Source organism: Microcoleus sp. FACHB-672 (genome assembly GCF_014695725.1).
In the GTDB taxonomy this organism is placed as follows: domain Bacteria; phylum Cyanobacteriota; class Cyanobacteriia; order Cyanobacteriales; family Oscillatoriaceae; genus FACHB-68.
Genome location: NZ_JACJOU010000002.1, coordinates 74,514 through 100,208, shown reverse-complemented (window position 1 = coordinate 100,208; position 25,695 = coordinate 74,514). Strand labels below are relative to the sequence as shown.

Below are 25,695 nucleotides of genomic sequence, written 5' to 3'. Positions count from 1 at the left end.
ATTTAATACTGTGCCGGCGGTTGCCGATCTAGTTCCAGTTGGGTAAACAACTGTAATGCAGAGCGCCAAACTAAGTAGCCTTGCTCATTCAAATGCAACCCATCGCTACTGAGTTCAAGACGCAGATTTCCCTGAGTATCTGTAAATAACTGGTACAAATCAAGAAATTTCACGCCTTCTTCTTGGGCGAGTAAAGCCAATTGCCGGTTAAGTTCGCGAATGCGGCTATTCGGAATTGCTAGCAAGCGATCGCGTCCCTCCCAAGTTGCCTTAGCTCCACTGTGGGGCAAAATCGACTGGATAATAATTTCTACATTGGGATGAACCCACCGAAGATCCTGAATAATCAATCGCTGATTATCTAAAATTGCTTCATCGCTTACTCCTCGAATCAAATCATTAATGCCGATCATCACGAAAACCGTTTCCGGCTGAGTGCGATCTAGCAGTGTCAAACGCCTTAGCAAACCATTCGAGGTTTCTCCAGAAATACCCTGATTCAGCCAAGCGCGACCGGCAGGCAGTAGCTTAGCAGGAAACCACAGACTGAGGGAATCACCGGCTAGAACCGTTAAACGTTCGGGTTTATTTTGCGCTGCTGCTTGCGCTTCCCGTTCTAGTTGCGCCACCCACTGCGGGTAAGTCCAAAGGTGGCGAGGACCCAATTCAGGAGGCACCGGCTGTTGCTGTTTTTGCTCAAGCTTTGTTGGATTTTTCACCTCATTCGTTTGCAAGCTAGCTGACCGAATTTCATTTCGGAGCAGCAGCCCAAAGACAGCCAAGATTAATAGGCCGTTCGTTAGAAGAGATAGCAATGCCCATGCAGGAGCTTTTTTTAAGGCAATGGACACACGCTCAGGAATAGGGTTCGCAGCAGATTTTAATTGCAATGGCTCAACCCTCTCTTAACAAGAATCAGTACCGCGTCTCCCACTAGACTACGACACTCAACAAGAACCTTTCAACCAGCGCTTAAGTTAACTACACATAAAAAATGCGGTTAGGAGGGGCTACTAGCCTGAAAAACACTCCTACCGCAGATTTAATCGTTAAATAATGAAGAATTAAGCGCCGCTTACTACCCGCGATTATCCTTCAGGAATCCGCTGTAGGCTTCCATGCCATGTTCGCCGATATCCAAACCTTTCTTCTCTTCCTCTACAGACACCCGAATGCCGAGGGTTGACTTGAGTACCAGCCAGAAAATAGTTGATAGGAGAACGGTGAAACCACCTACGGATAGAATCCCGACGATTTGAGGGATGAGTTGGGTCAAACCGCCACCGAATAACAACCCTGCTGCCGGCCCTGCACCTTCAGCATAGAGTTCAAGTTCCCCGATCCGAGATCCTGGCCCTAAGGCAAACAGTCCGACGGCTAGAGTTCCCCAGACCCCATTAACCAGGTGGACTGAGATTGCACCGACGGGGTCATCAATACCCAACTTGTCGAAGAAGGGCACCGCGAACACAACTAAAACGCCGCCAATTGCACCAATGATGGCAGCGGAGGGAATGTTAATGAAGGCGCAAGATGCGGTAACAGAAACTAAGCCGGCGAGGACGCCGTTAATGATCATCGAAAGATCCGGTTTACCCAGATAGAGCCAAGCGACAATGGTCGCCGCAATACCGCCGGCTGCTCCTGCCATGTTGGTGGTGACTGCAATGTGAGCCATCGTCCAGCCCACACTCATTGTGGAACCTGGGTTAAAACCAAACCAGCCCAACCAGAGAATCAAACAGCCCAAGGTGGCGATACTCATGTTGTGCCCCGGCATCGCAACGGGTTGACCGTCTTGATATTTACCGATACGAGGGCCGAGGATGGCAGCCCCCATCAGCGCCGCCCAGCCCCCAACCGAGTGAATGACGGTTGAACCGGCAAAATCCCAGAATCCAGGTCTTCCAGCGGCAACGGACAGCCAGCCGCCGCCCCAAATCCAGTGGCCGGTGATGGCATAGGAAATCCCTACCAGCAGCAGGCTGAAGATTAAAAAGTCAATAAACTTAATCCGCTCAGCGACAGCCCCAGACACAATTGTGGCGGCGGTGCCGGCAAAGACGAGTTGGAAAAAGAATTTGGCGGCAAGCGGCACGCCCGTCCAATTGAGCGCGTCGAAAACGCCATTATAGGCGTCTGCTGTGGCGGGGCTGTTATCTGCGCCGGCTAAGAAAAATCCGCTGGTTCCAAAGAAGGGATTTCCATCACCAAACATCAAGCCAAACCCGATTGCCCAGTACGCTATCGTAGACAGCGCGAATACGATCAAGTTTTTGGCGAGTACGTTGACCGCATTTTTCTGCCGGCAGAAGCCGGTTTCTAGCATACAGAAGCCGGCGTTCATAAAGAACACCAACATCGCAGCCACCATCACCCACATGGTGTCTAGTCCTACCTTCAGGTCTGCTGTTGCTTGGGCCAAGTCTACCGGCGCGGGTGTGGTTGTGGTTGTCGTATCTTGGGCAACGGCTGCGTAACCCCAAATCAGCACGATTATTGCTGCTAAAGGGATACAAGCTTGCCAACTCGGAGATAGCCGTCCAATTGCTATTTTCAACTGATTAAACAGCTTGGCAGTTGCGGGAAACTGGGTATCCCAGCGGGCTGACTGCGGCCTGTTTCTAGTTTTTAACTTCTTTTTGTGCGTTAGTTTATACGTCATCAGTCAACGTTTCCCTCAAGCGGCAATAGACATAACAGTTTGATTGAGGAGACTGGCAATCAGGTGAAACTCAGCCAGAGCCGACATTTTCCTGAGTGCAGTTTTTCCGAGGCGAGGGGCGGGTGCTTCTGTGTGACACCCCAAAGGTCTGGTTATCTCTAAGTGGTCGTGTTACAAAAACAACTCAGTACAGCTCAACCCGCTACGAATCACAACGATTGCACCAATTCTCGACCTTTTGATTCTGTATCCTAGATCACATTTCCCAAACTACTTGCTCAAAACTTATCTGAGCGTTTCTCGTTTAGAGGGAATCGGGGGCTGCTGAACCTGATGGCTCATGATGAGTAATTAAGCGTACTTGATCCCAAACACGGTTAAGTCAGTTTACCTGAAACTGTGGAGTTTGATCGTTGTTGTTGGTTGCCAGTTGAGAGTAGATGGCTCAGCCGGCTCGAAATCAAGGCTGTGAGGAACGTGAGTGGAATTTGGAAATTGCCGGCACCAGCAATGCCTAAGCAAATACAATCTGTAGATAATACTCCTTTTTTTTCTAATTCAAGCTGGCTTCTACCTCCCAATTAAATGTTTCAATTTCACTCATATTTGGCACCACTATTCAATTGAAGTGAAGCTTTATTTTCTTGTCCCCAAAGTGCAACGCTGTTTCACATAATGTCCCGCGGCAGCAAATTTTTGGTTTAATCAATCACCCTTCATTTTTATTGCCGCAGAACCCCCAGTGATTCCAGCGTTTCAAACAACCTGTTAATTTGCATTCAAATTCTTCAATCGCCTGGGTTCTGGCTGCCTTTTCAAAAAAATGTTGCCTCCCTATCCAATACTATTTTTCTTGTCAGATCGAAAATTTCTCTCCAGCCACTCCGGACAAAAAAGCTCGTCTGTTGAAGCAAAATTTTACCCTGACTTTTTTCGAGTTATGGAAACAACCAATTAAATCAATTGCTAGCCGAGAAAATCTGTATTTTATAAAACATTTTTTGAATTTTCTGCCTGAGAATTTTAACTCAGACAGGGGTTGGAGATTTAGGCAGACAGCCGAAAAAATCTCAGCTCATTTGAGTGAGATATTCCTGATAGCCCACCTGATCCAGATGTTTTTGCTTGTCCATCACGGATTGGGCTAAGTTTTGCCGATATTGCTGCACGCGCTCTAATAAATCTGGCTGGTGGGCAGCTAAAATTTGTACGGCTAGTAAACCGGCATTTTTTGCATTGCCGATGGCGACGGTGGCAACGGGGATGCCAGCCGGCATTTGCACGATGGAATAGAGAGAATCAACACCCTGTAAGTGCCGGCTTGCTACAGGCACCCCAATCACCGGCAGTGGTGTTAGCGATGCTACCATTCCGGGTAGATGAGCCGCACCCCCAGCGCCGGCGATAATCACTTTTAAGCCGCGTATGTGAGCGGTTTCGGCGTATTCTACCATGCGTGCCGGTGTGCGGTGGGCGGAGACAATGGCAACTTCGCACGGGATGTTAAATTCTTCACAGACAGCGATCGCAGCCTGCATAGTGGGCAGATCGGAATCGCTGCCCATGATAATGCCGATTTGTGGTTGACTCATGGGATTTTCAATTTTAGAGTGTGGATTTTAGAGCACTGTGCTCCTGAAAAATCCTAGGACTGGTTTGTTATCCTCTCGCGAAAGTGATGACAGAAGCAACAAGGCAATTAACCTCAACCGCTAACACTGGCTTGGTAAATGTGGAGATTATTAACGCCCGACTGCCGGGATACGAAGGTTTACACCGGCTTGAAATCGATGCTAACAGTATTATTCGCTCAATTGAGCCGATGGGCGTGTCTGCCGGCACCTCCTCAGAATCTGATGTTTTGGATGCCGGTGGCGACTGGATTTCTTTAGGTGGTGTCGATCTTCAAATTAATGGGGCGCTAGGTTTAGCGTTTCCAGATTTGAACTCAGAAAATAGTCACCAACTGCCGGCGATATGTGAGTTTTTGTGGCAGCAGGGTGTTGATGGATTTTTACCGACGTTGGTTACAACTTCGGTAGAAAATTTTCAGCGATCACTGGCGACTTTGGCTGATTTTATAGAACGTTGTTCTCAAGATCATACGCCGGCGGCGAAGATTTTGGGGGTACACTTAGAAGGGCCATTTCTTAATTTTGAAAAGCGCGGTGCTCACCCGGCTGAATATTTATTGCCGCTGACGGTTGAAAATGTAAAACGTTTGTTTGGCGAGTTTGCCGGCATCGTTAAAGTTATCACTTTAGCGCCGGAATTAGATGCCACAGGCGAAGTGATTGCTTATTTACGATCTTTGGGAATTACTGTTAGTTTGGGGCACTCGCAAGCCACCGTAGCCCAAGCTGAGCAAGCTTTTGACTTGGGTGCTTCGATGGTGACTCATGCGTTTAATGCAATGCCGAGTTTACATCACCGGCAGCCAGGATTGTTGGGCGCGGCAATTGTTCATCCCGGTGTTTATTGTGGGTTAATTGCGGATGGGGAACACGTTTCACCAACGATGGTTGATTTATTATTGCGTGCCGGTGGTTATGAAAAAGGGATTTTTTTGGTGAGTGATGCTTTAGCGCCGGTGGGTTTGTCTGATGGGGTTTATCCTTGGGATACTCGGCAAATTGAGGTGAAAGGCGGCACTTGTCGTCTATCAGATGGTACGTTGGCAGGGACAACTTTGCCGTTGTTGGTGGGTGTGCAGAATGTGGTGAAGTGGGGAATTTGTGAGGTTGAAAAAGCAATTTTACTGGCAACTGAAGCACCTCGGAAGGCGATTGGGTTGCCGGGATTTTCTGTTGGGGTGCCGGCTTGTTTGTTACGTTGGCATCTGGATGAGGTGACGGGGGATGTTTGTTGGTGCCGGTTATGATTTGAGGTGAGGTTGGGTTGGAAGATTTTTAACCGCAGATAAACGCAGATAAACGCAGATGGGTTTAGGGTTGGGATGATAGGTTTGTTGATGATGGGGGATGTTTGGCGTAGCTTTAATGTTTGGGTACACAGTGGGCGAGGATGACTCGCACGATGCTGCTTGTGGCGTTACATCTGAGTGGGAGTTGTAGGACTTCTCCTTGCAATGCTCCTCTACTTTTTAAGCTACGGACGTGTTTATATATGCTATGGCTGACGCTGCCGTTGATTAAGATGATTAAGTTACAACTGGTTAATTTATCTTTGACTTTTTTTTCGGTCATGTTTGGATGTTCAATTTCACTATAATCTCGCAATCCATAGTTTTTAGATAATTCTGAAAGCACGCACTGTCGGATTTTTGGTTGTCCTCCGACTAATCCTAAATGGATGTGTGATAAATCGATAGCCGATGAATTTTCTACTACTTTATCAGCACAGTCGTGAAGTTGTTCTTCTAATTCTCCAATGGTTTTACAAGCTTCCTCATACTGGTGCTTGAGTTCTTCGCATTCAGTTTGTAAATCTTTATAATTGTTTTCTAATTTCTCATAATCTTTTTGATATTCTTGCCAAAAATATTCTTCTCTGGCTACTGCTTGGGCTTTTACTGATTCAGATTCAGCTAGTTGCTCCTCTAGCAACCAAGTTTCTTGTTCGGTTTCTTCTAATTTCTTAGATAAAGATTGAATAAGATAATTTTTTTCCTCTACTTGAGTCTCAAACGCTAAAGTTTTTATTTTGGTTTCTTGCAGTTCCTCTTCCAGCTTTTTTAAAGTTCGCAGTCTTTTGTGCTTTTCTGCTTCCCAGGCTACAAGTTGATTTTGAAGCTTTTTGAGCGCTTCTTCATACTCGTGTATTCCTTCTTGAGCTAGATTCTGAGACTGCCGCATCTCTATGAGTTCGGTTTGCAGTTTCTCTAAGGTACTGCTGCCTTGTTGCTGTTGTTGTTCTTTTTGCGTGAGTTGGTTTTCATAATCAGCAATTTCGGTTTCTAATTCCTGTATTGTCTGCTCTTGCTCTATTTGGCAACGCTTCATCTCAGCAAGAATTCGCTCTTTTTGAGCGATTAGTTTAGGCGCGATTAGGCTGACTAAGCGCATTCGCTGATTTTTTTCTTGTAACTCGCGCTGCACCCGGTTGAGTTCATCTTGTACTCGTTTTTGCTGTCGGCGCTTGCGGCAGAGAATTGTTTCAATAATTGCCCAGCAGGCAATCCCACTGGCTAGCAGTAAGCCGACTGTTAAGGAGTAATATTTATAAATACCGCTAAGATTCCACGGTTGAAATAACCAGCTTGTGTAGTTAGCAAAAAAGCTTGGGGGATTTTCTCGAAAATAGTACACGCGCCCGATAATTTCACCGATTTGTTCTCGACTACCGGCTTCTATATTTGCATCTTTTTTAGGGGCAGATTCTCTTCCCGCTAGCAGAGGTGTGGGGTTTCGCAGCAAAGCGTAAGGGTAACTGGATAAATCTGCGACTTCTATCGGCTTTTGGGTTACAAAATATGAAGGGGAAGCATAAATAATTTGTTGAGCGGGGCAATCTTTTCTTTCGAGTTTGCAGTTGGTTACTAGAATGCCTAGTTTTCCCTTATTGCTGTTGCCGGCTCCCCCAATCTCTGATTCATTTCTTGACAGTAAAGCAGCCCATAAATTAGCCGGAAGTTGACGCGCTAAAATCTTGAAATCTGTAGTCTGGCTTCGGTAATGGGTTCCATTCCAATAACCGTTATATCTTCCCCAGTTCAAGACGGTTGCCAAACCAAAAGTTGCTGATCCTATCAGCGCAAGTCTTGCCAACGTGCGAAGAATTATGCCTCGGTTTACATTAGCGAAGATGTGCTTCATGATAAGCCTGTGGCTGTGCTTTGATGCTTTAACTTATGCCAAGTTTTCTATCTCTACGGCTTGGCATGAGTTCGGGTTATTTCGCTCTATCGCTTTCTGTTTTAAACAAGTCGTTAGGGAAAATCCCACACCTAGATAGCTGTGATATATCATTTAGAATGTATCTTTGTCAAGAAGGGGTTCTCACTGCATAGGGAGGATACCCATTGATTTTGGCTTGGTTACAGATCTGCGCTGCCGGCTAGCTTCAAAGGGCAGTTAAGCAATAAGATTTAACGGGTGAGAGCTATTGGGAATCAAAAAAGTAGATGAACGCAGTGGATGATAAGACCGTTGTTAAAGAATATTTCAATGCCACCGGCTTTGATCGCTGGCGGCGAATCTATGGCGATGGCGAGGTTAATAAAGTCCAGCGTGACATCCGCGAGGGACATCAGCGCACAGTTGATACTGTGATTAGCTGGCTGAGTGCTGATGGCAATTTGCCTGGGTTGTCGGTGTGTGACGCCGGCTGCGGAGTAGGCAGTCTCAGCATTCCACTCGCACAAGCCGGCGCGAGGGTTTACGGCAGCGATATTTCTGAAAAAATGGTGAGAGAAGCTTATGAAAGAGCTGAGGCTGTAATGCCTCAAATGAATAATCTTGCCTTTACAGCGCAGGATTTAGAAAGTTTGAGTGGGCAATATCATACGGTTATTTGCTTGGATGTGTTGATTCACTATCCGCAAGAAAAGGCAGGGGAGATGATTGCTCACCTTTGTTCTTTGGCAGAATCTCGGTTGATTCTTAGTTTTGCGCCGAAAACTTTAGCGCTGACGATGCTAAAAAAAATTGGGGAGTTTTTTCCAGGACCGAGTAAAGCAACTCGCGCTTATCAGCATCGGGAAGCGGATGTTGTAAAAATTCTGGAAACTAACGGGTTTTCAATTCAGCGGCAAGGAATGACAAGTACAAGTTTTTACTTTTCGCGCATTCTGGAAGCGACTCGCCGGTAATCGATGATCGGGTGCTGCTGGGGGGATAGCCGTTCTTTAAAGAGCCGGTTAGAATCTCAGCAATACTAAGATGCCGGCAGCAATGATGAAGCGAATTAAAAAAGTGGCAACGGGTTAATTGGTACTATTTTAAATTCGCTTAACCCGATGTTTCTTTGCACTTTTAAATTAACAAGTTTTGAGGCGATAGTGACGTGATTGTTCGGCTTTTTATGGTGATTGCGGCGATTTTAGCCGGCTTGTCCGTGGCAATTGGGGCGTTTTCAGCTCATGCCTTGAAGGATAGACTTAGCGCTCAAGCGCTAACGATTTTTGAAACCGGCGCTCGCTACCAAATGTATCACGCCCTAGCCTTGCTGTTGGTGGCTGTGCTGTTGAGTCGTGCCGGTGAACCCCCAACGAGCTTAGTCGTTGCTGGATTTGCGTTTATTGCCGGCATTGCTTTGTTTTCAGGCAGCTTATATACCTTGAGTTTCACCGGCATTTCTTGGCTAGGTGCAATTGCGCCGATAGGGGGAGTTGCATTTATGATTGGTTGGGCTTGCTTAGCTGTTGCCGGTTGGAACTTTAAGTAGTAAATGGGCATGGGGCATAGGGCATGGGACTCAAAACTCATTCCTCAAAACTCAAAACTCCTCCCAGATTGTTGCAAAAAATTAAAATAGACACAGGTTTTTAAACTTTTACAACAAAACTTAATTAATAACAACAAAAATCAATAATTAATCATTGATCCGTTGTTAATTTACGAGAATCTTATCAAATTATTGAGAGTTTAACGCAGGGCTTCTCTAAACCCTTACACTACTATTTATAGACCAGTTGAAATGGTTAACTCATTGATCCCAGCGGAGGGTTTATGAATATTTCTCAATCGCTTTCTAGTGCCATGCAGTATATTTTTGCTGCGGTTGCTCGCATCTTCAGCCCCAGTGATGATGCGTATCCAATGGTCGGTGTTCAACCGTTTGATGGAGATCCTTACGAAGGTTCTCAGTGGATGGAGTAATAGGCGTTAAGGACAGATAATTTTGGCTTTAGGTATTAATCACTTGTGTTGTGGCGAACTCATGTCACCGCAATCGTTTGGTGGATTTCATAAAAATCGGTGGAGACAGTATTTGTCCCCACCGATTTTTATTGAGTTGATTCACTCACAAAAGAATTGACAGCAGGAATTGATTTAAGAAAAAGGCAACAGCGGCGCTGCCGATAGGAACAGTAAGGTTGTCAATGCCATATTTAGAGAAAGCTTCTAAGCTGGTAGCCGAGATCGCAATGACTGCCGGCACTAACCAAGTGGGCCATATAGCACCTTGAACTGCAAGCAAAATCAAGCAGCTAACCACATAGCTGACGAGTGCCATTGTCACAGATCCTTCCCAACTTTTTTGTATCCCCCAGAGTTTGTAAGGATGTTTGCCAAATTTCTGGCCAATAATGGCGGCTAATCCATCGCCATAGGTCATTACCAAAATCCCCAAAGCGGCATACTGGGGTTGTTGTAGCGGCCAGAACCACGCAACTAAAACGCCAATACTGATGGCGTAGAATAATGTGCCAAAGCTGAGCCGGCCAACGCTGTTGACGCCAGGGAGGATAGGAAGCCGGTAGGATAAAAGGGCGATCGCACTAGCTAAAACTGCTGCTGTAATCCCAACCCATGCCGGGATCTGCAACCACCACGCCAGTAAGATAACGTTGCCGGTGCCAATGTGAACAATTTTTCGGGTAATTTCTGAATCTACAGAGGCAAAGCGGTTTAACGACTCCGCCAACAACAACACCCCTCCCATCCAGACTCCAACGACGGTCATTTGAAGCCACAATTGAGGGTCAGATGCTAGCAAAGGAACTGTAGTAAGTAAGGACACGGTGAAGGTGATTGGGTAGAACGCTTCCTTTCACTTTATTAGATTTAGATCATTTAAAGTCTGTTTAAGCAATCTCTTCGATAAATTTTGATTGGGGGAGGCCGGCATTCGGGAATTGATGTCTGTTATGAGGAGGGCCGGTTGACTCGAATTAATGTGTCCGTTAAGGTTTCTAAGGAATGCCGATTTCTTCCAGCATGAATGAACAAGGGTAATTTAACCTGATCAAGGCGCGATTTTGGCATTCGTCCCGGTTTCAGTTTGTCGTTGACTCTATTCCACACAAATTTTTTATAAATTTACCCAGGTCGGTTGCTTCTAATTCCTCTTTGCTCATCTCTTGCGCTATCCGCCAATTCTCTGCTTTTTTCCAGCCATGTGGTGCGTTTTCCAGTTTATCGTAGGGACCCAGAACCCCATATTTCTCTCCTTTAACTTGCTTAATAGCCCTATCTGTAAAGTAGTTTTCAGTAGCTCGGCGCTCAAGCACATGGCAGTTAATTTCGATTTCTTGGCACATTTCCAAAAAATCTTGTCTTTTTAGTTCTAAGGGAGCGTCCATAGATTTTTTTTCACTATCAATTAGAACGAAAATATTTTCAGAAATACGTTTAACTTCCTCAAGTTCAGATTGAGAGTCCGGGGTAATAAAACTGCTTCCACCCAACGATAAAATTAAAATTTCATGATCTTTTCCATATTTGCGTAGGAACTGCTGCATTGTTTTAATCTCAGTTCGGCCTTCAACCATCAAAACTTTATCAAAACCAAACTCTCTATAAGTGGAGAAGCTAAGCTCTCCCAAGAACTCTACCAAGCTCGGACTTTTTTCGTACTCAATAACCTCGCTGCTCTCATCACCCTTACGAACTGTATAAATTCGCTCGGCACTAGCTCTGGCTAGCCCAATGCTGTGCGTCGCAAAGAAAACTCCTTGGCTAGCATATTGACCCAGAGTCGTTAGAAAGTCTAATTGGAGCGAGGGATGAAGATTAAGTTCAGGTTCATCGATAAGAATATAAGATGGCTCTTTTATAGCTGCATTAGCAAGAACCAAAAAGAATTGGGATAGTCCGGAGCCTAGCTCTGAAATTGTGTAGGGTTTTTCATCTATAAAAAATTTCAGTGTTTGATCATCATTAGATGCATTAATTTCTACTTTTTTATATTTAAAGAAATCTTGAAGAAAATTTGTAATTTCCATACTTATTGAATTGAATTTTCTGTCAGGTCCTGTTTTTAACCACCGCCACTGTTGAATAAAAGCTTGCCCTACTTTAATATCAAAATAATCTAAGTATCCTAAAGTAGTTTGAGAGCCGGCAATAAGACTAAGAACATTTCTAAAGGGGCCTATATAGAGAGTATTACCTAAATCTCTCAGACTTTTAATAAGATCGGATACATTTGCTAAAGGCGTATCCTCTGCTAAAGGCCTATTCTCTTCCATCCATACCATGTGATTTAATCTGTGCTTAGCTGAAGAAGGCAAAATTTTGTTGGCTGAATAAAGTTGGGCAGTGTAAGTATTATTTCTTGGAATGGTGAAGACTATTTTTTCAGCTATTGGTAGATTATCTTTCTCTACAGCACCATCTTCACTAAAAAAAATCACTTGAATTGTTAGTGGGCGCTCATTAACGTTACAGAAAACTTCTTGCATATCTAAAACTTCTCTAGGAAAAGAGAAGCTTTGCATGGTTCCGTATATGGCATTCTGAAAGCTGCTGGGGTCTGCAACAGAAGTAAAGAGAGAGCGAAACTCATAGAAAAACTTAAGTAGAGAAGACTTTCCTGAGTTGTTTACTCCTATAAAAGCCGTGAAACCTTTTTGAATAATAAAACGAGCCGGATTAGAATCAGAGAAGCACCGATAGTTCTTAATTGTTATCTCAAGTGGCATATCAACTTATGAGTTCAAGATGGCATTATAGTCAACATAGCATAAATGTCCAAGTTTTATTCAACCTGAACATTTCCAGAACTGTAAGAAGCTAGGTATTGCTCTCAGCAGTTCTGATGCTGACAATTTCTAGTGACTTGCAAACGCGAATTTATTTAATTAATGCTGGTTATCAATATCTCATAGTCGGCACTTGTTTTTAATAAAATTTTATTCACTTTTGATTTTTCAAACCATCAAATAATCCAAACATAAAAAAAGCCCACCGGCAGGTGAGCTTAACTATTGCAGAGGGACACTTTTCTTAGGAAGCCAGCAACTTACCAGTCCTATTGTAACTATCTATAAGCAGTCGCTAAGTTAGCTACCAACTAAATGAAGCTATTACGATATACTCCTGATTGAGTTCTGCGGTGCCTGTGCCGATTGTGCGGAGAGTCCTTATATGTCTATGCCTAAAAAGCGACTTGGTGTCTTAACGAGTGGTGGCGACTCGCCTGGAATGAACGCTGCCGTGCGGGCAGTGGTTCGTTCAGCACTGGCGAAAGGTGTTGAAGTATATGCAATCTACGAAGGCTACCAAGGCATGGTGGATGGGAGCGAATGCCGTATCTCTGAAACAGCCGCAAGCCCATCTCGTAACATTCGCCCCTGTATCCGTCAACTCAACTGGGACGACGTGGGCGGCATCTTGCATCGAGGCGGCACGATCATCGGCACAGCACGCTGCCTGGAATTTCGCAGCAGAGAAGGACGTCGGGTGGCGGCTCGAAATCTTTTACAAAACGGGATTGACAGCTTAGTCGTGATTGGAGGCGATGGCAGCCTCACCGGCGCAGATACGTTCCGAGCAGAATGGCCGGAATTACTGGCAGAATTGGTAGAGCTTGGCGAAATCGACCGGCAACTGGCGGATCAACATCCTTACTTAGCAATTGTCGGACTGCCGGCTTCTATCGATAACGATATGTATGGCAGCGATATGACGATCGGCACGGATACGGCGCTACACCGGCTCACCGAAGCCGTTGACGCCATTTCTTCAACAGCTGCCAGCCATCAGCGCACCTTTGTTGTGGAAGTGATGGGGCGTCACTGCGGTTATTTAGCACTAATGGGGGCACTGGCAACCGGCGCGGATTGGGTGTTGATTCCAGAATGTCCCCCAGAAACAGACAATTGGGAAGAGCAGATGTGCGCCGTGCTGAAAGCCGGTCGTGAATCCGGGCGTCGGGATAGCATTGTGATTGTGGCGGAAGGCGCAAAAGACCGGCAGGGCCACCCGATTCACTGCGATGATGTCAAACGGGTTCTAGAAGAACGACTCGATGAAGATACCCGCGTCACAATTTTAGGTCACGTACAGCGCGGCGGCTCTCCCAGCGCCTTTGATCGCAATTTAAGCACCTTATTAGGTCATGCAGCTGTTGAAGAACTGCTGTCTGCCACGCCGGCAAGTGAGCCGGTGTTGATTGGAATGCGAGGCAACCGCATCACCCGTCCGCCTTTAATGCACTGTGTCGAGCAAACCCACGCAGTTGCCGAGGCGATCGCAGCCGGCGACTACGAAAAAGCAATGGATCTGCGCGGCAGCAGCTTTAAAGAAGCTTTTCACACGCTGCACACTTTAATGCAGGCTTCGCCTTCCCAGGAAAGAAATACCGAAGAAAATAGCCTTTCCCATTCACCCTTGCGGATAGCCGTCCTCAACTGTGGCGCAGCAGCACCCGGAATGAACACCGCAGTTCGGGCTGCTGTCAGGTTGGGAATTGACAAAGGGCAAACCATGCTGGGAGTCGAACACGGCTTCCGAGGACTGATTGACGGCAGTATAAAAGAATTAGATTGGCTAAGCGTCCGGGGTTGGGCCACAACCGGCGGTTCTGAATTGGGAACCAGCCGAAAAATTCCTCAAACTAAAGATTTCTACGAGATCGCACGGCACATCGAAGCGCAAAATATTCAAGCATTATTGATCATCGGCGGCTGGAGCGGTTACGAGGCAGCTTACCAGCTTTACGCTCAGCGAGATACCTTTTCGGCGTTCAACATTCCTATTTTGTGCCTGCCGGCCGGCATCAATAATAATCTCCCCGGCTGCGAACTGAGCATTGGTGCAGATACGGCTTTGAACAATATTATTCAAGCGGTCGATAAAATTAAGCAGTCTGCCGTTGCTTCCAACCGTTGCTTTATCGTGAAAGTTATGGGGCGCTACTGCGGTTATTTAGCCCTAATGAGCGGTTTAGCCACCGGCGCTGAACGAATTTACCTTCACGAAGAGGGCGTGAGCCTGAGTAACTTGCAGCAAGACTTAACTAATCTAATAGACGGGTTTAAGCAAGGCAAACGGGTGGGATTAATTATCTGTAATGAAAATGCTCATACAGTGTACACCTCAGATTTTATCTGCGCCCTATTTGAAGAAGAAGGCCGGCAGCTCTTTCAAGTCCGTCAAGCGATTTTAGGACACCTGCAACAGGGTGGCGATCCCTCTCCATTTGATCGCATCCAAGCGACCCGCTTTGCCGCAAAAGGTCTTGATTTCCTGCTCGAACAAGCTCAAAAAGCATCGCCGATGAGTGCTTTCATCGGCTTACAGGCGGGGCAAATAAAGTTCTTTGACCTGGGCGATCTTCCCCGCATGGTGGACAAAGATCACCAGCGACCTAAAGAACAGTGGTGGCTAGAGTTGCATACCCTAGCGAGAACTCTGTCTCAACCGGCACCCCAGTCGGCAGACTCATCTCAAGTTTGAAAAGAGAAATCTGTACAACCGGCGACCTGTAACTGGGGTATTCAGCCGATTGGCCTGCCTCTGCCGTTGCCTTTACTTACGTGTTTGTCACAGGTCATTGTTAAGTTTCTAAATATTCTGGCACAACTCCTACTTCAGTTGGGCCGGCTTATTAATGCCTTGCCGGCAAAGCCTTTTAGCCTCTGCCGGCGCGGAGACTGTATAAGTAGCGGGGGGTTTCGCCCCCTAGGCTTTATCCAACCTACAAAATACCGAGTTTTTCTCCTGCCCTTTTCAAAGTTTTTTCAAACATTGATCCGTACAAATCAATAAATTAAACCTTAAACTTTTGCTTTATTGACTTTTAATTATTAGTTACCACAGTAATACTACGGATTTTTTTCTTTTTAAATCAATCTTCAATCAGATATCAAGAAATATATTGTTTGATTAAAGATGGCGATTAGCTCTTGTCAGTTCCCAACAACAAGTGTCAATATAAATTTAACAAGAGAAAGCAAAGGAACGCGACGCCCACAAGCTAAACAATCCTTTAAAAGACATCTAACCACCTTGTTTTAGGAATTCTTAAGAAAAGTCAGGACATCTACCCGCCTTGTTTAGAAACTGCTAGTAAAGTCAGAAAAAATATTTTCGACTTGCTTTTATTAACTCAAGCTCTTGCATCTACCGCTCTCAACCGCTCAGTTTTTGAAATTCCACCCTACTAAGTCACAGAGGTTCAATACAATGAAAGTCACTAAATTTTTTGCATCGAAGTCTAGCTTATTGGCCGTTGGTTTGTTGAGCGCCTCTGCTGGTTTAATGGCCCTGCCGGCATCTGCTGAGACTGTTACAGTCAACCTTACCGATAAGACAAATACTAATACTGCCGACTACCCCACAGTTAGCGTAACCCTAGACGATACCAGCAACCCTGGAAAAATTACCGCCACAGTCAACGTTGTATCTGGTAAAACCGGCTATACCGGCGACCTCCGGGGTGTTTATTTCAACCTCCCTGGGGTTAGCGGACTCGCAATTACACCTATTGCCGGTGGCCCACTCAGCCATATCTCTACAAATGGTGATTTCAGCGCCTTTGGCAACAGCGCTGGCTTGGAAGGCACAAAGCTAGACTTTAATGCCGGCGTAGAAGTTGGAAAGCAAGGAATCGCTAAGGGTGACGACTATCAAAGCACTAAATTTACGATTTCTGGTACTGGTTTGACCCTGAGTGCCTTTTCTTCTACAACCATTGGCGCTCGCCTGATGAGTGTGGGAATCGGCAAGAATCGCGATCTCAGCAGCAAAACTGCCGGTACAGCTCCAGTGATCGTAGCCGCCACTCCACCCAGTAGCCCCAGCGCTCCCGCAGCCCCGGCACCGGCGGCTGAAGCTCCTGTAGCCCCGACAGCCCCGGCACCTGTTGCTGAAACTCCTACAGCCCCGACAGCCCCGGCACCTGTTGCTGAAACTCCTGTAGCCCCGACAGCCCCGGCACCTGTTGCTGAAACTCCTACAGCCCCGACAGCCCCGGCACCTGTTGCTGAAACTCCTGCAGCCCCGACAGCCCCGGCACCTGTTGCTGAAACTCCTGCAGCACCTGTCGTACCTGGTGAGCCTTCCGGAACTCCCGCACCTTCCAACCCAGGACCGGGTGGAGAAGCTGAGCAAGTTCCCGAACCCGCCACAATGGCCGGTTCAGCATTAGGTTTGGCCGCTTTGATGAAATGGCGCAAAAACAGAAAGGCTAGCAAGAATAATTAGTTCTAACGCTTGCAGTCCAATTAGAATGAATTGAAAAAAGAGAGGGAAGTATAAAAGTGCTTCCCTCTCTTTTTTTGTGCTGCTTCACTCCTAATTGGCTATTGACCAAAATTATATTTTTTAGTGTCTAGACGCTAAATTCATTTTTTAAAGATAGAAATTTTAGGATTTTCAAATTTTCACTGAGAGAATCCTATTAAAAACTCACAACAATTCTACCTCTGAATCGTAGGATTCATTTGCGCTAACTAAGTTGAACTCAATAAAAGCAAAACCTTTCGATCCCATATCCTTACCGTTCTGGTTTCCTTAGCTTAGCGCCATGCCCCCTATCTGTTAATATCATCAAGTTGCCTCCAAACTTGCCACTTGAGAGGGCATCACAACAAAAAAAAATCGACCAGGAAACTTCAAGCCCACCCTAAATCCTGGCCCATACCCACACAATTAGACAGGTCGAATACATTCAGCAGTAGCGAGGAACTTCCATCATGGCCAACTTTACCGGCACTTTTGAGAGCGATCTGATTGTAGGATTGCCAGAAAACGACATTACCCTAGGCTTAGGTGGCAATGACACCTTGCGTGGATTAGCAGGAAATGATTATTTCGACGGCAATATCGGTGCCGATCTGATTGAAGCAGGTGACGGTGACGATCAGGTAGATGCCGGTGAAGATAATGACGGCGTGACAGGCGAAGCAGGAAATGACACCCTCTTTGGTAACGAAGGTAGTGACACCATTGATGGCGGGTTGGGCAACGATATTATCATCGGCAATGAAGATAATGACTGGCTCATCGGCAATGAAGGAAATGACTTGATATTTGGCAACATGGGCAGCGATACTCTCCAAGGCAGTGGAGGTAATGAAACCTTACTGGGAGGCAGAGACGAGGATCGGCTGTTTGGTGAAGATGGGGATGATTATCTCAATGGCAACTTGGGGAACGATACGGTTGAGGGCGCTTCAGGCAAAGATATCGTGCGAGGCGGGCAAGGCAATGACCGGCTATTTGGGGATGCCGATGACGATCTTTTGTTTGGCGATCTGGGCAGTGATACCTTAACCGGCGGGGATGGAACGGATTACTTTTTCCTGCGGCAAGGGGTTGGCGGGGCAACGATTGCTGAGGCGGATTTTATTACCGATTTTGTGAATGGGGTTGATTTTATTGGGTTAGAAGGAAATGTCAGATATGAGGATCTCAGCATCAGTCAAGGCATCGCTGAATATGCCGGCAGCACGGTTATACAAAATGTTTTCTCACAAGAGATATTAGCGGTATTACAAGGGGTTAGCAGTAACCAGATCAACAGTTCTGATTTTTCAAATCCTGGCACTTTAGCGTTTAGTAATGTCAGGTTCCAGGTTAATGAGAATGGAACCGCGATTGCTGCGGTGACGGTGACTCGCACCGGCGGCAGTAGTGGGGCAGCGAGTGCAGTTGTGACGCTAAGCGATGGAACTGCAACTGCGCCGGCAGATTATAATGCGACGCCGATAACGGTTAATTTTGCAGATGGGGACGCCGCACCTAAAACCGTGACGATTCCGATTGTTAATGATACCTTGCCCGAAATTACTGAAACGGTTAACTTGAGCTTAGACAGGCTAACCGGCAATGCGTTTGTTGAACAAAATACAGCGGTTCTGGAAATTGTGGATGATGAGGCAAAGTCTACTCCGAAAGTGACTTTCCAAAACCCTGACGGGGCTAAGAGTTTTGGTTCAACTGTTGTAGGTGCGGGCAACGAGGTGCTGATTGGATCGGCAAGTGATGCTGTTTATTTATTTGACAGTTTCACCGGCACTCTGCTGAGGAAGTTTAGTCTGCCGAACCAAAATCAGGGGCAATCTTTTTATAGAACGGATGCCATCGCGACACTTGGCAATAATGTTTTGATTGGGGCACCGTTTGATGACAGTGCCGGCACAGATGCTGGCGCAGTTTATTTGTTTGATAGGAATACTGGCGCAGTTCTGCGAACATTTCTCAACCCGACTCCAAATGCCGGTGATGGATTTGGTGCATCCATTACGACTGCCGGCAACAATGTTGTGATTAGCGCAGGGGGTGACGACACTGCCGGCGAGAATAAGGGGGCGGTTTACTTATTTGATGGCAACACCGGCGCACTCTTGCAAACATTCCTCAGTCCGAACCCAAGCCAGTCGCTGATTGGTTCTTCAATTGCCGGTATTGGTAATAATGTTTTAGTGGATGCAAGTAGTTTTGACCCAGTTACGGGTAATACGACTACCGGCATCCTTTATCTATTTGATGGTGCAACGGGTGAGGTTCTGAGAACGTTTGTGAATCCAGTTCCCTTAAAATCTGATAGGTTCGGCAATGAAGTTGACGTAATTGGCAATAATATTTTGACGATAGGAAGCGAATTCGTGGGGACTGCCGGCCAAGAAGTTGTTTATCAGATTGACAGCGCCGTGGGCAATTTTGTTCAAACCTACCGCAGTCCGCGTCCAGGTCAATTTATAGAGTTTGGGAATTCTATCACGCCTGTGGGCAATAATATTCTGTTGGGCGCACCCAGCGAGGACGTGGTGCGCTTTGATGCCGGTGCCGCTTACCTATATAACGGAACAACGGGCGCTTTAACTGACACGTTTATCAGCCCTAGACCTTCTGAGGATAATAATTTTGGGATGTCGGCTGCTGCCACTAACAATGGCATCGTTATTGGCAGTGACAATGGGGCTTATTTGTTCTAGAAATTTCTTAATCTCCCCGACATCATAAGAAGTCTGTCCGAGCAACAAAAACACAGAGGCGCGGCAATGCCGCGCCTCTGTAGGTGCCGATTAATTAATTGCTACTTAGTCAGCGTGTGCAGAAGTTTTCATCCGCTTGATCAACTTCGGCTTAGGAGCACCAGATTGGTCATCCACTGGCGCATCTGTACGCAGCCATGAAGGACGGGTTTGATCATAAGCCATTTGCAGGGCAGCCGCTGCGATCGCATGAGCATCATACTCTTCGCTTAGCTGGGCCACAATTGGTAAGAAGGAGGCAAGGCGTTCGCCGGTTAAAGCATCTAGCACCTTGTTTTTCAGTTTTTCCAACTGACGACCTTCGATTTGTGACCGGCTAGGCACCGTTTGAACTTTCAGCGCTTGACGCACATGGCGCTCAATTTGCTGCAATTTGCGGCGATCAAAGGGCTGAACCAGGGAAATTGCAGTTCCTGCTTTGCCAGCGCGCCCTGTACGACCGATCCGGTGTACATAGCTTTCCACACTGTCCGGCAAGTCATAGTTAATGACATGGGTTAAGTGTTCCACATCTAAACCCCGTGCCGCAATATCTGTAGCGACGATCCACCGCACTTGCTGCTGACGGAACCGATACAACAACCGCTCGCGCTGAGCTTGGTTGAGGTCGCCGTGATACTCATCTGCACTGTGGCCGGCTGCTTGCAATTCGCTCGTCAACTCGGCTGCAGCACGTCGTGTCCGCACAAAGATAATTGCTGTTTCCGGATCTTCCAATTCCAAGATTGGCTGTAAAGCTTTGGCTTTTGTCCAGCCACGAGGCACCATGTAAACAACCTGATTGATTTGCTTTGGTGTCGCTTTCGGTTGTTTGATGCTGACGTTAACCGGCGAACGCAGGTGCTTGCTGACCAGCGCCCGAATGGAGGGTTCCATTGTGGCGGAGAAAAAGGCCGTCTGCCGGGTTGCCGGTGCTTGGCTGAGAATTTTCTCTACATCATCAATAAAGCCCATGCTGAGCATTTCATCGGCTTCATCCAGCACCAGCCAGCTCAGCTGGCTGAGCTTGAGGTTGCCGCGATCAAGTAAATCAATTACCCGTCCAGGCGTACCCACAACAATTTGTGCGCCGCGCTGTAAGGTGCGGATTTGGCGATCAATCGCTTGACCTCCGTAAACGGCTAACACACCCATCCGACGATCTCCACCAATATCGCGGATGGCGTCAGATACTTGAATGGCTAACTCACGAGTGGGTGTCAGAATCAGCGCTTGAACCGCTGAATTACTGACATCAATTTGATCCAGCATTGGCAAAGAAAACGCTGCCGTCTTGCCTGTGCCGGTTTGTGCTTGTCCTACCACATCTCGACCCGCCAACAGATGGGGAATCGCTTCAGCTTGAATTGCGGTCGGGGTCGTGAAACCTAGGGTCTCTAGATGGCTAACACGCGAATCAGAAAGACCTAGATCCTTGAATGACAAATCCATTTAATCTCCGTTATAAACGTAATATTTCAATGCGGTTCCAGAAATCGCCAGACTTCGAGCTGAGCGTTGCAATCTGAAGGCAGGTATAAAGGAAGCGTTTAGATAACACTTTTGCTCACACCGGCAAAGGTTTTCGTCAGCTCATTGTTGAAGAGCGCAGTTTGAAATGGATCGGGATGGAGCGGCTGCTGAGTCTGGATAGTTGGGTTTCAAACCCTCTGTACTCTCTCCACTATTACCAGATCCTTGCGGAATATTAACCCAACAATAAACTTTTGTTAAGCAACGCGCAACAAATTGGCAAATCTTACCGCTTTACCAGCTGGGGAGCCGGCAAGAGGTCTGCCGCCGTGGCGACATAACCGTACAAATCGTAGATGTCCGCATCGGTGATCGCTACCGGAACCAGAGAACCCAGCCGTGCGGTTCCCTGAACGTAGACTAATCCATCCACCTCTGGAGAAAATCGAGCCGAACGACCTATCATCTCACCCGTTTCCGGATGCTCTTGCTCAATCAAAACGTCTACCACTTTCCCCACCTCAGCTTGATTTTTCTTCAGAGAGATGGGTTGCTGCGCTTCCATCAGGGCGTCCCGACGGGCGTCCATAACATCTTGAGGCAGCTGATTTGGCAAGCTGTAGGCAGGCGTTCCCTCCTCTGGGGAAAATGTAAAGACACCTACATGGTCAAATTCATGACGCTTTACAAATTGTAGCAAATTCTCGAAGTGTTCATCCGTCTCACCTGGAAAACCTACGATAAAGGTTGTCCTGAGAACGGCTTGAGGTAGCGCTGTTTGAATCCGCTTTATGATTGTATCATTAACCTGCCCCTGCCAAGGACGATTCATTGCTCGCAGAATTTCTGGGTGGGAATGCTGCAAGGGTAAATCCAGGTATGGCAAGACGTTGGGGGTTTCCTGAATTGCGGAAATAACTTTAGGAGTCAGGCCGGTTGGATAGGCATAGTGCATCCGAATCCAAGGCACATCCACTTTACCTAACGCCTGCAGCAATTCTGCAAGCTTAGGTTCGCCATAAAGATCGAGTCCGTAGTTAGTGGTGATTTGGGAAATTAAAATAATTTCCTGCACACCCTCAGCCGCCAATTTCTCGGCTTCTGCCACAATAGACTCTATCGAGCGCGACCGCTGAGCACCCCTGAGATGGGGAATGATACAGAAGGCGCAACGATAATCGCATCCTTCCGCCACGCGCAAATACGCCACCCCTTCAGATGTGGTGCGATAGCGCGGTGTGGTTTCATCCGCTATATAAGTCGGTTCAGCCGTAACTTCGCTGACGCGTTCGCCGGTTTCCACCCGTTGAATGACATTGACGATTTTGTTATAGTCGCCGGTGCCAACGAGGGCCACCGCTTCTGGCAATTCATCCAGTAGCTGGTCTTGGAAATGCTGCGCCATGCAGCCGGTGATAACAATTTTTTTATTGGCCTCTGCCAGTTCTACTAGAGTCCTAACCGACTCTTCCCGTGCGGCTTGAATAAAACTGCAAGTATTAACGATGACGTAATCGGCTAATTCTTCGTTGCTATCTACCTGGTAGCCTGCTTGCACTAGCAGGCCGAGCATATGCTCCGTATCGATGCGATTTTTTTCACAACCTAAGTGAGATACGGCAATGGTTGGCTTGTTGCCCATCTAGTATTTAAGAATCCGTCGTAGTTGCTTGGTGTTGGTATATTACACTACTGCCGGCCATTTGTCCCATCCTTGGGAGAATCAGGACTTGCTGAACGACGCAATGCCACACCAATTTATTTATAGTAACATAAATTAATGTAAAGTATCTCTTTTACAGAGGGAGAATCACGGGCTATGTCAGATTTAAACCGTGGAATCATGAAATTCAAGGGAGCCGATAACCCGATCATCATTACGATCTCGGCGATTCTGGTGTTGGGTGGCATTGCCTTTCTCATCGTTTGGGGTCTGCAATCGGCCTACGCGTTCAACTAAATCTCATTTCATTATCGGGCCGAAGAAAATTAAGGCAAGCGCCTGAGACACCTGGGTGCAGTGGGTAACATCAATTCTGCACCGGCAGCAAGAGCACCTATCACCAGCAAAACGCTGCTTTATGAGTTCCCAGTGTTAGTGTCCCATAAATCTAATGTGCAGGAGCGTGCCGATCAACAGAAAGGCAGGGGAAACAAGATATCCCCTGCTTTTCTCATTCAAATATGCAATTTAACCGCACAAAAGCTTAAACTTAACCCAATTTTTAACTTCTGTTAGGCAGAAAAAATCTTTTAAGGCAGGGTTTTAAATTACAATGTAGTACAAACACTACAAAAAGCGACTGCTTGTGAAGAATTTCCCCTCAAGTTCTGCATGAGCCGCTTTGAAAAGGAGGGCTATGGCAACATTTCGGGATATCCTTAACTACTATCGGCAGTATTCAAGAGGCGCAATTTTTAGCATCACGACCTCTAGCGCCTTTGAAATCATTGATTTGGTTGTCCCCTACACGATAGGCCAAATTCTCAACGTCCTTTCTGATGGCGAAGTAGATCGGATCACTCAAAACTTAATTGCAACCATTGGAAAAATTAGCGACTTACCGGCAGGGAAACCCCTGTCATTAGGCGTGTTGATGGGGTTAACTTTTTTGGTAACAGTGGTCAAAGCGCCGGTGCAACCTTGGGCAGGATCTTGGTTTCACTGGGATATTGCGCTGCGTACCCGCCGGGATCACTCTCAAAGTGTCCTGGCAAAAATCCTCACCCTGCCACTAGAATTTTACGACGAAAATAACCCCGGACGCATTGCCGGTCGGGTTGCCAGAGGTCTCGCCAACCACACCTGGGGGTATCCAGAAATTGCCGGCCAACTAATTCCCAAACTTTGCCGGCTGATAGGAATTTTTGCAATTATCTGGTTAATGCAGTGGCAGATCGCAGTATTTTTTCTGCTTTCCTTCATATTTGTCCTTAGCTTCACGATCAAAAATCTCAAACAACTCATTGAACGAGAGCAGATTTTAGATCGCTACATGGAAAATACCGAAAGCCGTACCTCAGAAATTGTCACCAACATCAAAACTGTTAAAGCCTTTGCCACTGAATCTGTCGAACTCAACCGGCAGCGCCAGCGTTTAAATCGCGAGTTCGCCGTTGTTGACTATCGCATCCACCGGGGTTACACCCAATTAAGCACTTGGCAAACCACCTTTGTGCAATTTTGTCTGTTTTCAGTTCTCGGCTTCACCCTCGTTGCCACACTTGGCGGACAAATGTCTCTGGGACACTTTGTTACCACCTTTACCTTAGCCAGCATGGCTTACTCAGAACTCAGTCCTCTCAGTCAACTGGCTGAAACCTTTGCGCGGCGCTATGCCTCGATGATGCGGTTTCATGAATTTATGCAGATGCCAGATGGAATTGATGCCGCTACCTTATCTAAACCGGCACCCCCAACCTTAGAAGGCAAAGTTAATCCTTCAGAATCGTTCTATCAGTTCACCGGCAAAGTAGAATTTTCCCATCTTACCTTTGGCTACGATCCCGCACGTCCCGTATTGCAGGATGTGAACCTGTTAATTGAACCTTATCAAACGGTTGCGTTAGTAGGGCGATCCGGTTCAGGTAAGTCCACCCTGGTAAAATTGCTGTTTCGGTATTTTGAACCGAATTCAGGCCGCATTTTGATGGATGGCGAGGATATTCGCACCCTTGATGTCAGCCGGTATCGGCGCAGATTAGCGATCGTTCACCAAGATGTGGATATCTTTAACGGAACTTTGCTCGATAACCTTACCTATGGCAACAAACAAGCAACGTTTGAGCAGGTGCAAGAAGCTTGCCGTATTGCCAGAGCAGATGAATTTATCAAGACCCTTGACAAAGGATATTACACAACGGTGGGTGAGCGAGGTGTTCGACTCTCAGGCGGTCAGAAACAGCGGCTGGGAATTGCACGAGCGTTGCTAGTTGAACCCGACGTGCTGATTTTTGATGAAGCGACTTCCAGCTTAGATTACGAATCAGAACGCTCGATTCAGCTGGCGATGGGTTCCATTCTCGGCACCCGCACCACAATTATTATCGCTCACCGACTTAGTACGGTAAGGGAAGCTGACAAAATTGTTGTACTCGATCAGGGGCGAATTGTGGAAGTTGGTAGCCATGAAGAGTTGCTGCGCCAAGAAGGCATTTACCAAAGACTTCACACCCTGCAAGAAACAGGGGAATTACTCGCTTAGAGATAGCTAGGTTCATGATGGGCAATTGCGCCCATCCTCAGCCTGACTCTACCGGCTCAAGCTAGAAAAATAGCGAGATATAAACATTTACCCGCGAACTGTAACGGTTCTTCAACATTGTTAACGAGCGTTAATAATTCAGACTGGGTAAGTAATTATTGCTCAAACGATTAAGTTTTAAGTACGGCAAACATCTTTCGTCGGCTCTTCTTTGGCTTATAACAGCTGTGCGATCCCGGAAAATGTATAGTTAGCTAATAGCCGATTGTTGCGCTTATCCACGGCAATTGCATCAACAGCGCTCCAATAACTAAAGGAGGCTTCGGGTTCATGCCAGCCAAATGCCCACCGCTGTCGGGCACTCACAGGTGGCCGGTGATGCCGAGCTTTACTGGCTGCCGTGGAGTGCCCAGATGTGTGAATGGCCAACGAGCAAGAGGGTAGCTGTATGTGGGGCTTGGGCGTCAGATACAGCCATCGCCGCGCCGCTGTGTCATGGATTTTGCCCAGATTGGATTGACATA

General features: G+C 46.8%; 18 protein-coding genes. 9 read left to right on the top strand and 9 right to left on the bottom strand.

Annotated elements, in window-relative coordinates:
- Positions 1-2 precede the first annotated feature (2 nt).
- From H6F56_RS00455 to purE, 3 genes are all read right to left on the bottom strand, one after another.
- Entirely contained in the window at positions 3-851 is an 849-nt protein-coding gene (locus tag H6F56_RS00455) for a GDSL-type esterase/lipase family protein (RefSeq protein WP_190664953.1), read from the bottom strand.
- A gap of 227 nt (positions 852-1,078) precedes the next feature.
- Complete coding sequence (locus H6F56_RS00450; protein ID WP_190664859.1) at positions 1,079-2,665, bottom strand: ammonium transporter; 1,587 nt, start codon at positions 2,663-2,665, stop codon at positions 1,079-1,081.
- A gap of 1,070 nt (positions 2,666-3,735) precedes the next feature.
- Positions 3,736-4,257, bottom strand: coding sequence for a 5-(carboxyamino)imidazole ribonucleotide mutase (gene purE, locus H6F56_RS00445; protein WP_190664858.1), 522 nt, complete (start codon positions 4,255-4,257; stop codon positions 3,736-3,738).
- A gap of 86 nt (positions 4,258-4,343) precedes the next feature.
- Here purE and nagA point away from each other — a divergent pair, with 86 nt between their 5' ends.
- Complete coding sequence (gene nagA / locus H6F56_RS00440) at positions 4,344-5,546, top strand: N-acetylglucosamine-6-phosphate deacetylase (protein WP_190664857.1); 1,203 nt, start codon at positions 4,344-4,346, stop codon at positions 5,544-5,546.
- Positions 5,547-5,661: 115 nt separating this feature from the next.
- Here nagA and H6F56_RS00435 read toward each other — a convergent pair whose 3' ends face one another.
- Positions 5,662-7,440, bottom strand: coding sequence for a hypothetical protein (locus H6F56_RS00435; protein ID WP_190664856.1), 1,779 nt, complete (start codon positions 7,438-7,440; stop codon positions 5,662-5,664).
- Positions 7,441-7,748: 308 nt separating this feature from the next.
- Between H6F56_RS00435 and bchM the strand changes: the two genes are divergently transcribed.
- The 3 genes from bchM (at position 7,749) to H6F56_RS00420 (ending at position 9,444) form a co-directional block, all read left to right on the top strand.
- Positions 7,749-8,435 (top strand): magnesium protoporphyrin IX methyltransferase, encoded by a 687-nt coding sequence (gene bchM / locus H6F56_RS00430; protein WP_190664855.1) that lies wholly within the window; start codon positions 7,749-7,751, stop codon positions 8,433-8,435.
- A gap of 197 nt (positions 8,436-8,632) precedes the next feature.
- Positions 8,633-9,010, top strand: a complete 378-nt coding sequence (locus H6F56_RS00425) for a DUF423 domain-containing protein (protein WP_309236413.1) — start codon at positions 8,633-8,635, stop codon at positions 9,008-9,010.
- A gap of 284 nt (positions 9,011-9,294) precedes the next feature.
- A complete protein-coding gene (locus H6F56_RS00420) occupies positions 9,295-9,444 on the top strand; it encodes a hypothetical protein (protein WP_190664854.1) in 150 nt (49 codons plus the stop codon).
- Positions 9,445-9,589: 145 nt separating this feature from the next.
- On the opposite strand, the gene H6F56_RS00415 is transcribed toward H6F56_RS00420, so the two are convergent.
- Positions 9,590-10,252, bottom strand: coding sequence for a diacylglycerol/polyprenol kinase family protein (locus H6F56_RS00415; protein ID WP_190664951.1), 663 nt, complete (start codon positions 10,250-10,252; stop codon positions 9,590-9,592).
- 313 nt (positions 10,253-10,565) lie between these two features.
- The gene (locus tag H6F56_RS00410) at positions 10,566-12,212 is read right to left on the bottom strand and encodes an ATP-dependent nuclease (RefSeq protein ID WP_190664853.1); all 1,647 of its coding nucleotides are present in this window, start codon (positions 12,210-12,212) and stop codon (positions 10,566-10,568) included.
- 445 nt (positions 12,213-12,657) lie between these two features.
- Here H6F56_RS00410 and H6F56_RS00405 point away from each other — a divergent pair, with 445 nt between their 5' ends.
- From H6F56_RS00405 to H6F56_RS00395, 3 genes are all read left to right on the top strand, one after another.
- A complete protein-coding gene (locus H6F56_RS00405; protein ID WP_190664852.1) occupies positions 12,658-14,970 on the top strand; it encodes a 6-phosphofructokinase in 2,313 nt (770 codons plus the stop codon).
- A 729-nt stretch (positions 14,971-15,699) separates the two neighbouring features.
- A complete protein-coding gene (locus H6F56_RS00400; RefSeq protein ID WP_190664851.1) occupies positions 15,700-16,719 on the top strand; it encodes a PEP-CTERM sorting domain-containing protein in 1,020 nt (339 codons plus the stop codon).
- 491 nt (positions 16,720-17,210) lie between these two features.
- On the top strand, positions 17,211-19,454 hold the full coding sequence (locus H6F56_RS00395; protein WP_190664850.1) for a Calx-beta domain-containing protein: 2,244 nt from the start codon (positions 17,211-17,213) through the stop codon (positions 19,452-19,454).
- A gap of 105 nt (positions 19,455-19,559) precedes the next feature.
- On the opposite strand, the gene H6F56_RS00390 is transcribed toward H6F56_RS00395, so the two are convergent.
- Positions 19,560-20,945 (bottom strand): DEAD/DEAH box helicase, encoded by a 1,386-nt coding sequence (locus tag H6F56_RS00390; protein ID WP_190664849.1) that lies wholly within the window; start codon positions 20,943-20,945, stop codon positions 19,560-19,562.
- 307 nt (positions 20,946-21,252) lie between these two features.
- Positions 21,253-22,608, bottom strand: a complete 1,356-nt coding sequence (gene rimO / locus H6F56_RS00385) for a 30S ribosomal protein S12 methylthiotransferase RimO (RefSeq protein WP_190664848.1) — start codon at positions 22,606-22,608, stop codon at positions 21,253-21,255.
- 177 nt (positions 22,609-22,785) lie between these two features.
- Between rimO and H6F56_RS00380 the strand changes: the two genes are divergently transcribed.
- Together H6F56_RS00380 and H6F56_RS00375 are read left to right on the top strand one after the other, a co-directional pair.
- Positions 22,786-22,926 (top strand): hypothetical protein, encoded by a 141-nt coding sequence (locus tag H6F56_RS00380; RefSeq protein WP_190664847.1) that lies wholly within the window; start codon positions 22,786-22,788, stop codon positions 22,924-22,926.
- 400 nt (positions 22,927-23,326) lie between these two features.
- The gene (locus tag H6F56_RS00375) at positions 23,327-25,171 is read left to right on the top strand and encodes an ABC transporter ATP-binding protein (RefSeq protein WP_190664846.1); all 1,845 of its coding nucleotides are present in this window, start codon (positions 23,327-23,329) and stop codon (positions 25,169-25,171) included.
- A 216-nt stretch (positions 25,172-25,387) separates the two neighbouring features.
- On the opposite strand, the gene H6F56_RS00370 is transcribed toward H6F56_RS00375, so the two are convergent.
- On the bottom strand, positions 25,388-25,600 hold the full coding sequence (locus H6F56_RS00370; protein ID WP_190664845.1) for a hypothetical protein: 213 nt from the start codon (positions 25,598-25,600) through the stop codon (positions 25,388-25,390).
- Positions 25,601-25,695: the final 95 nt, after the last annotated feature.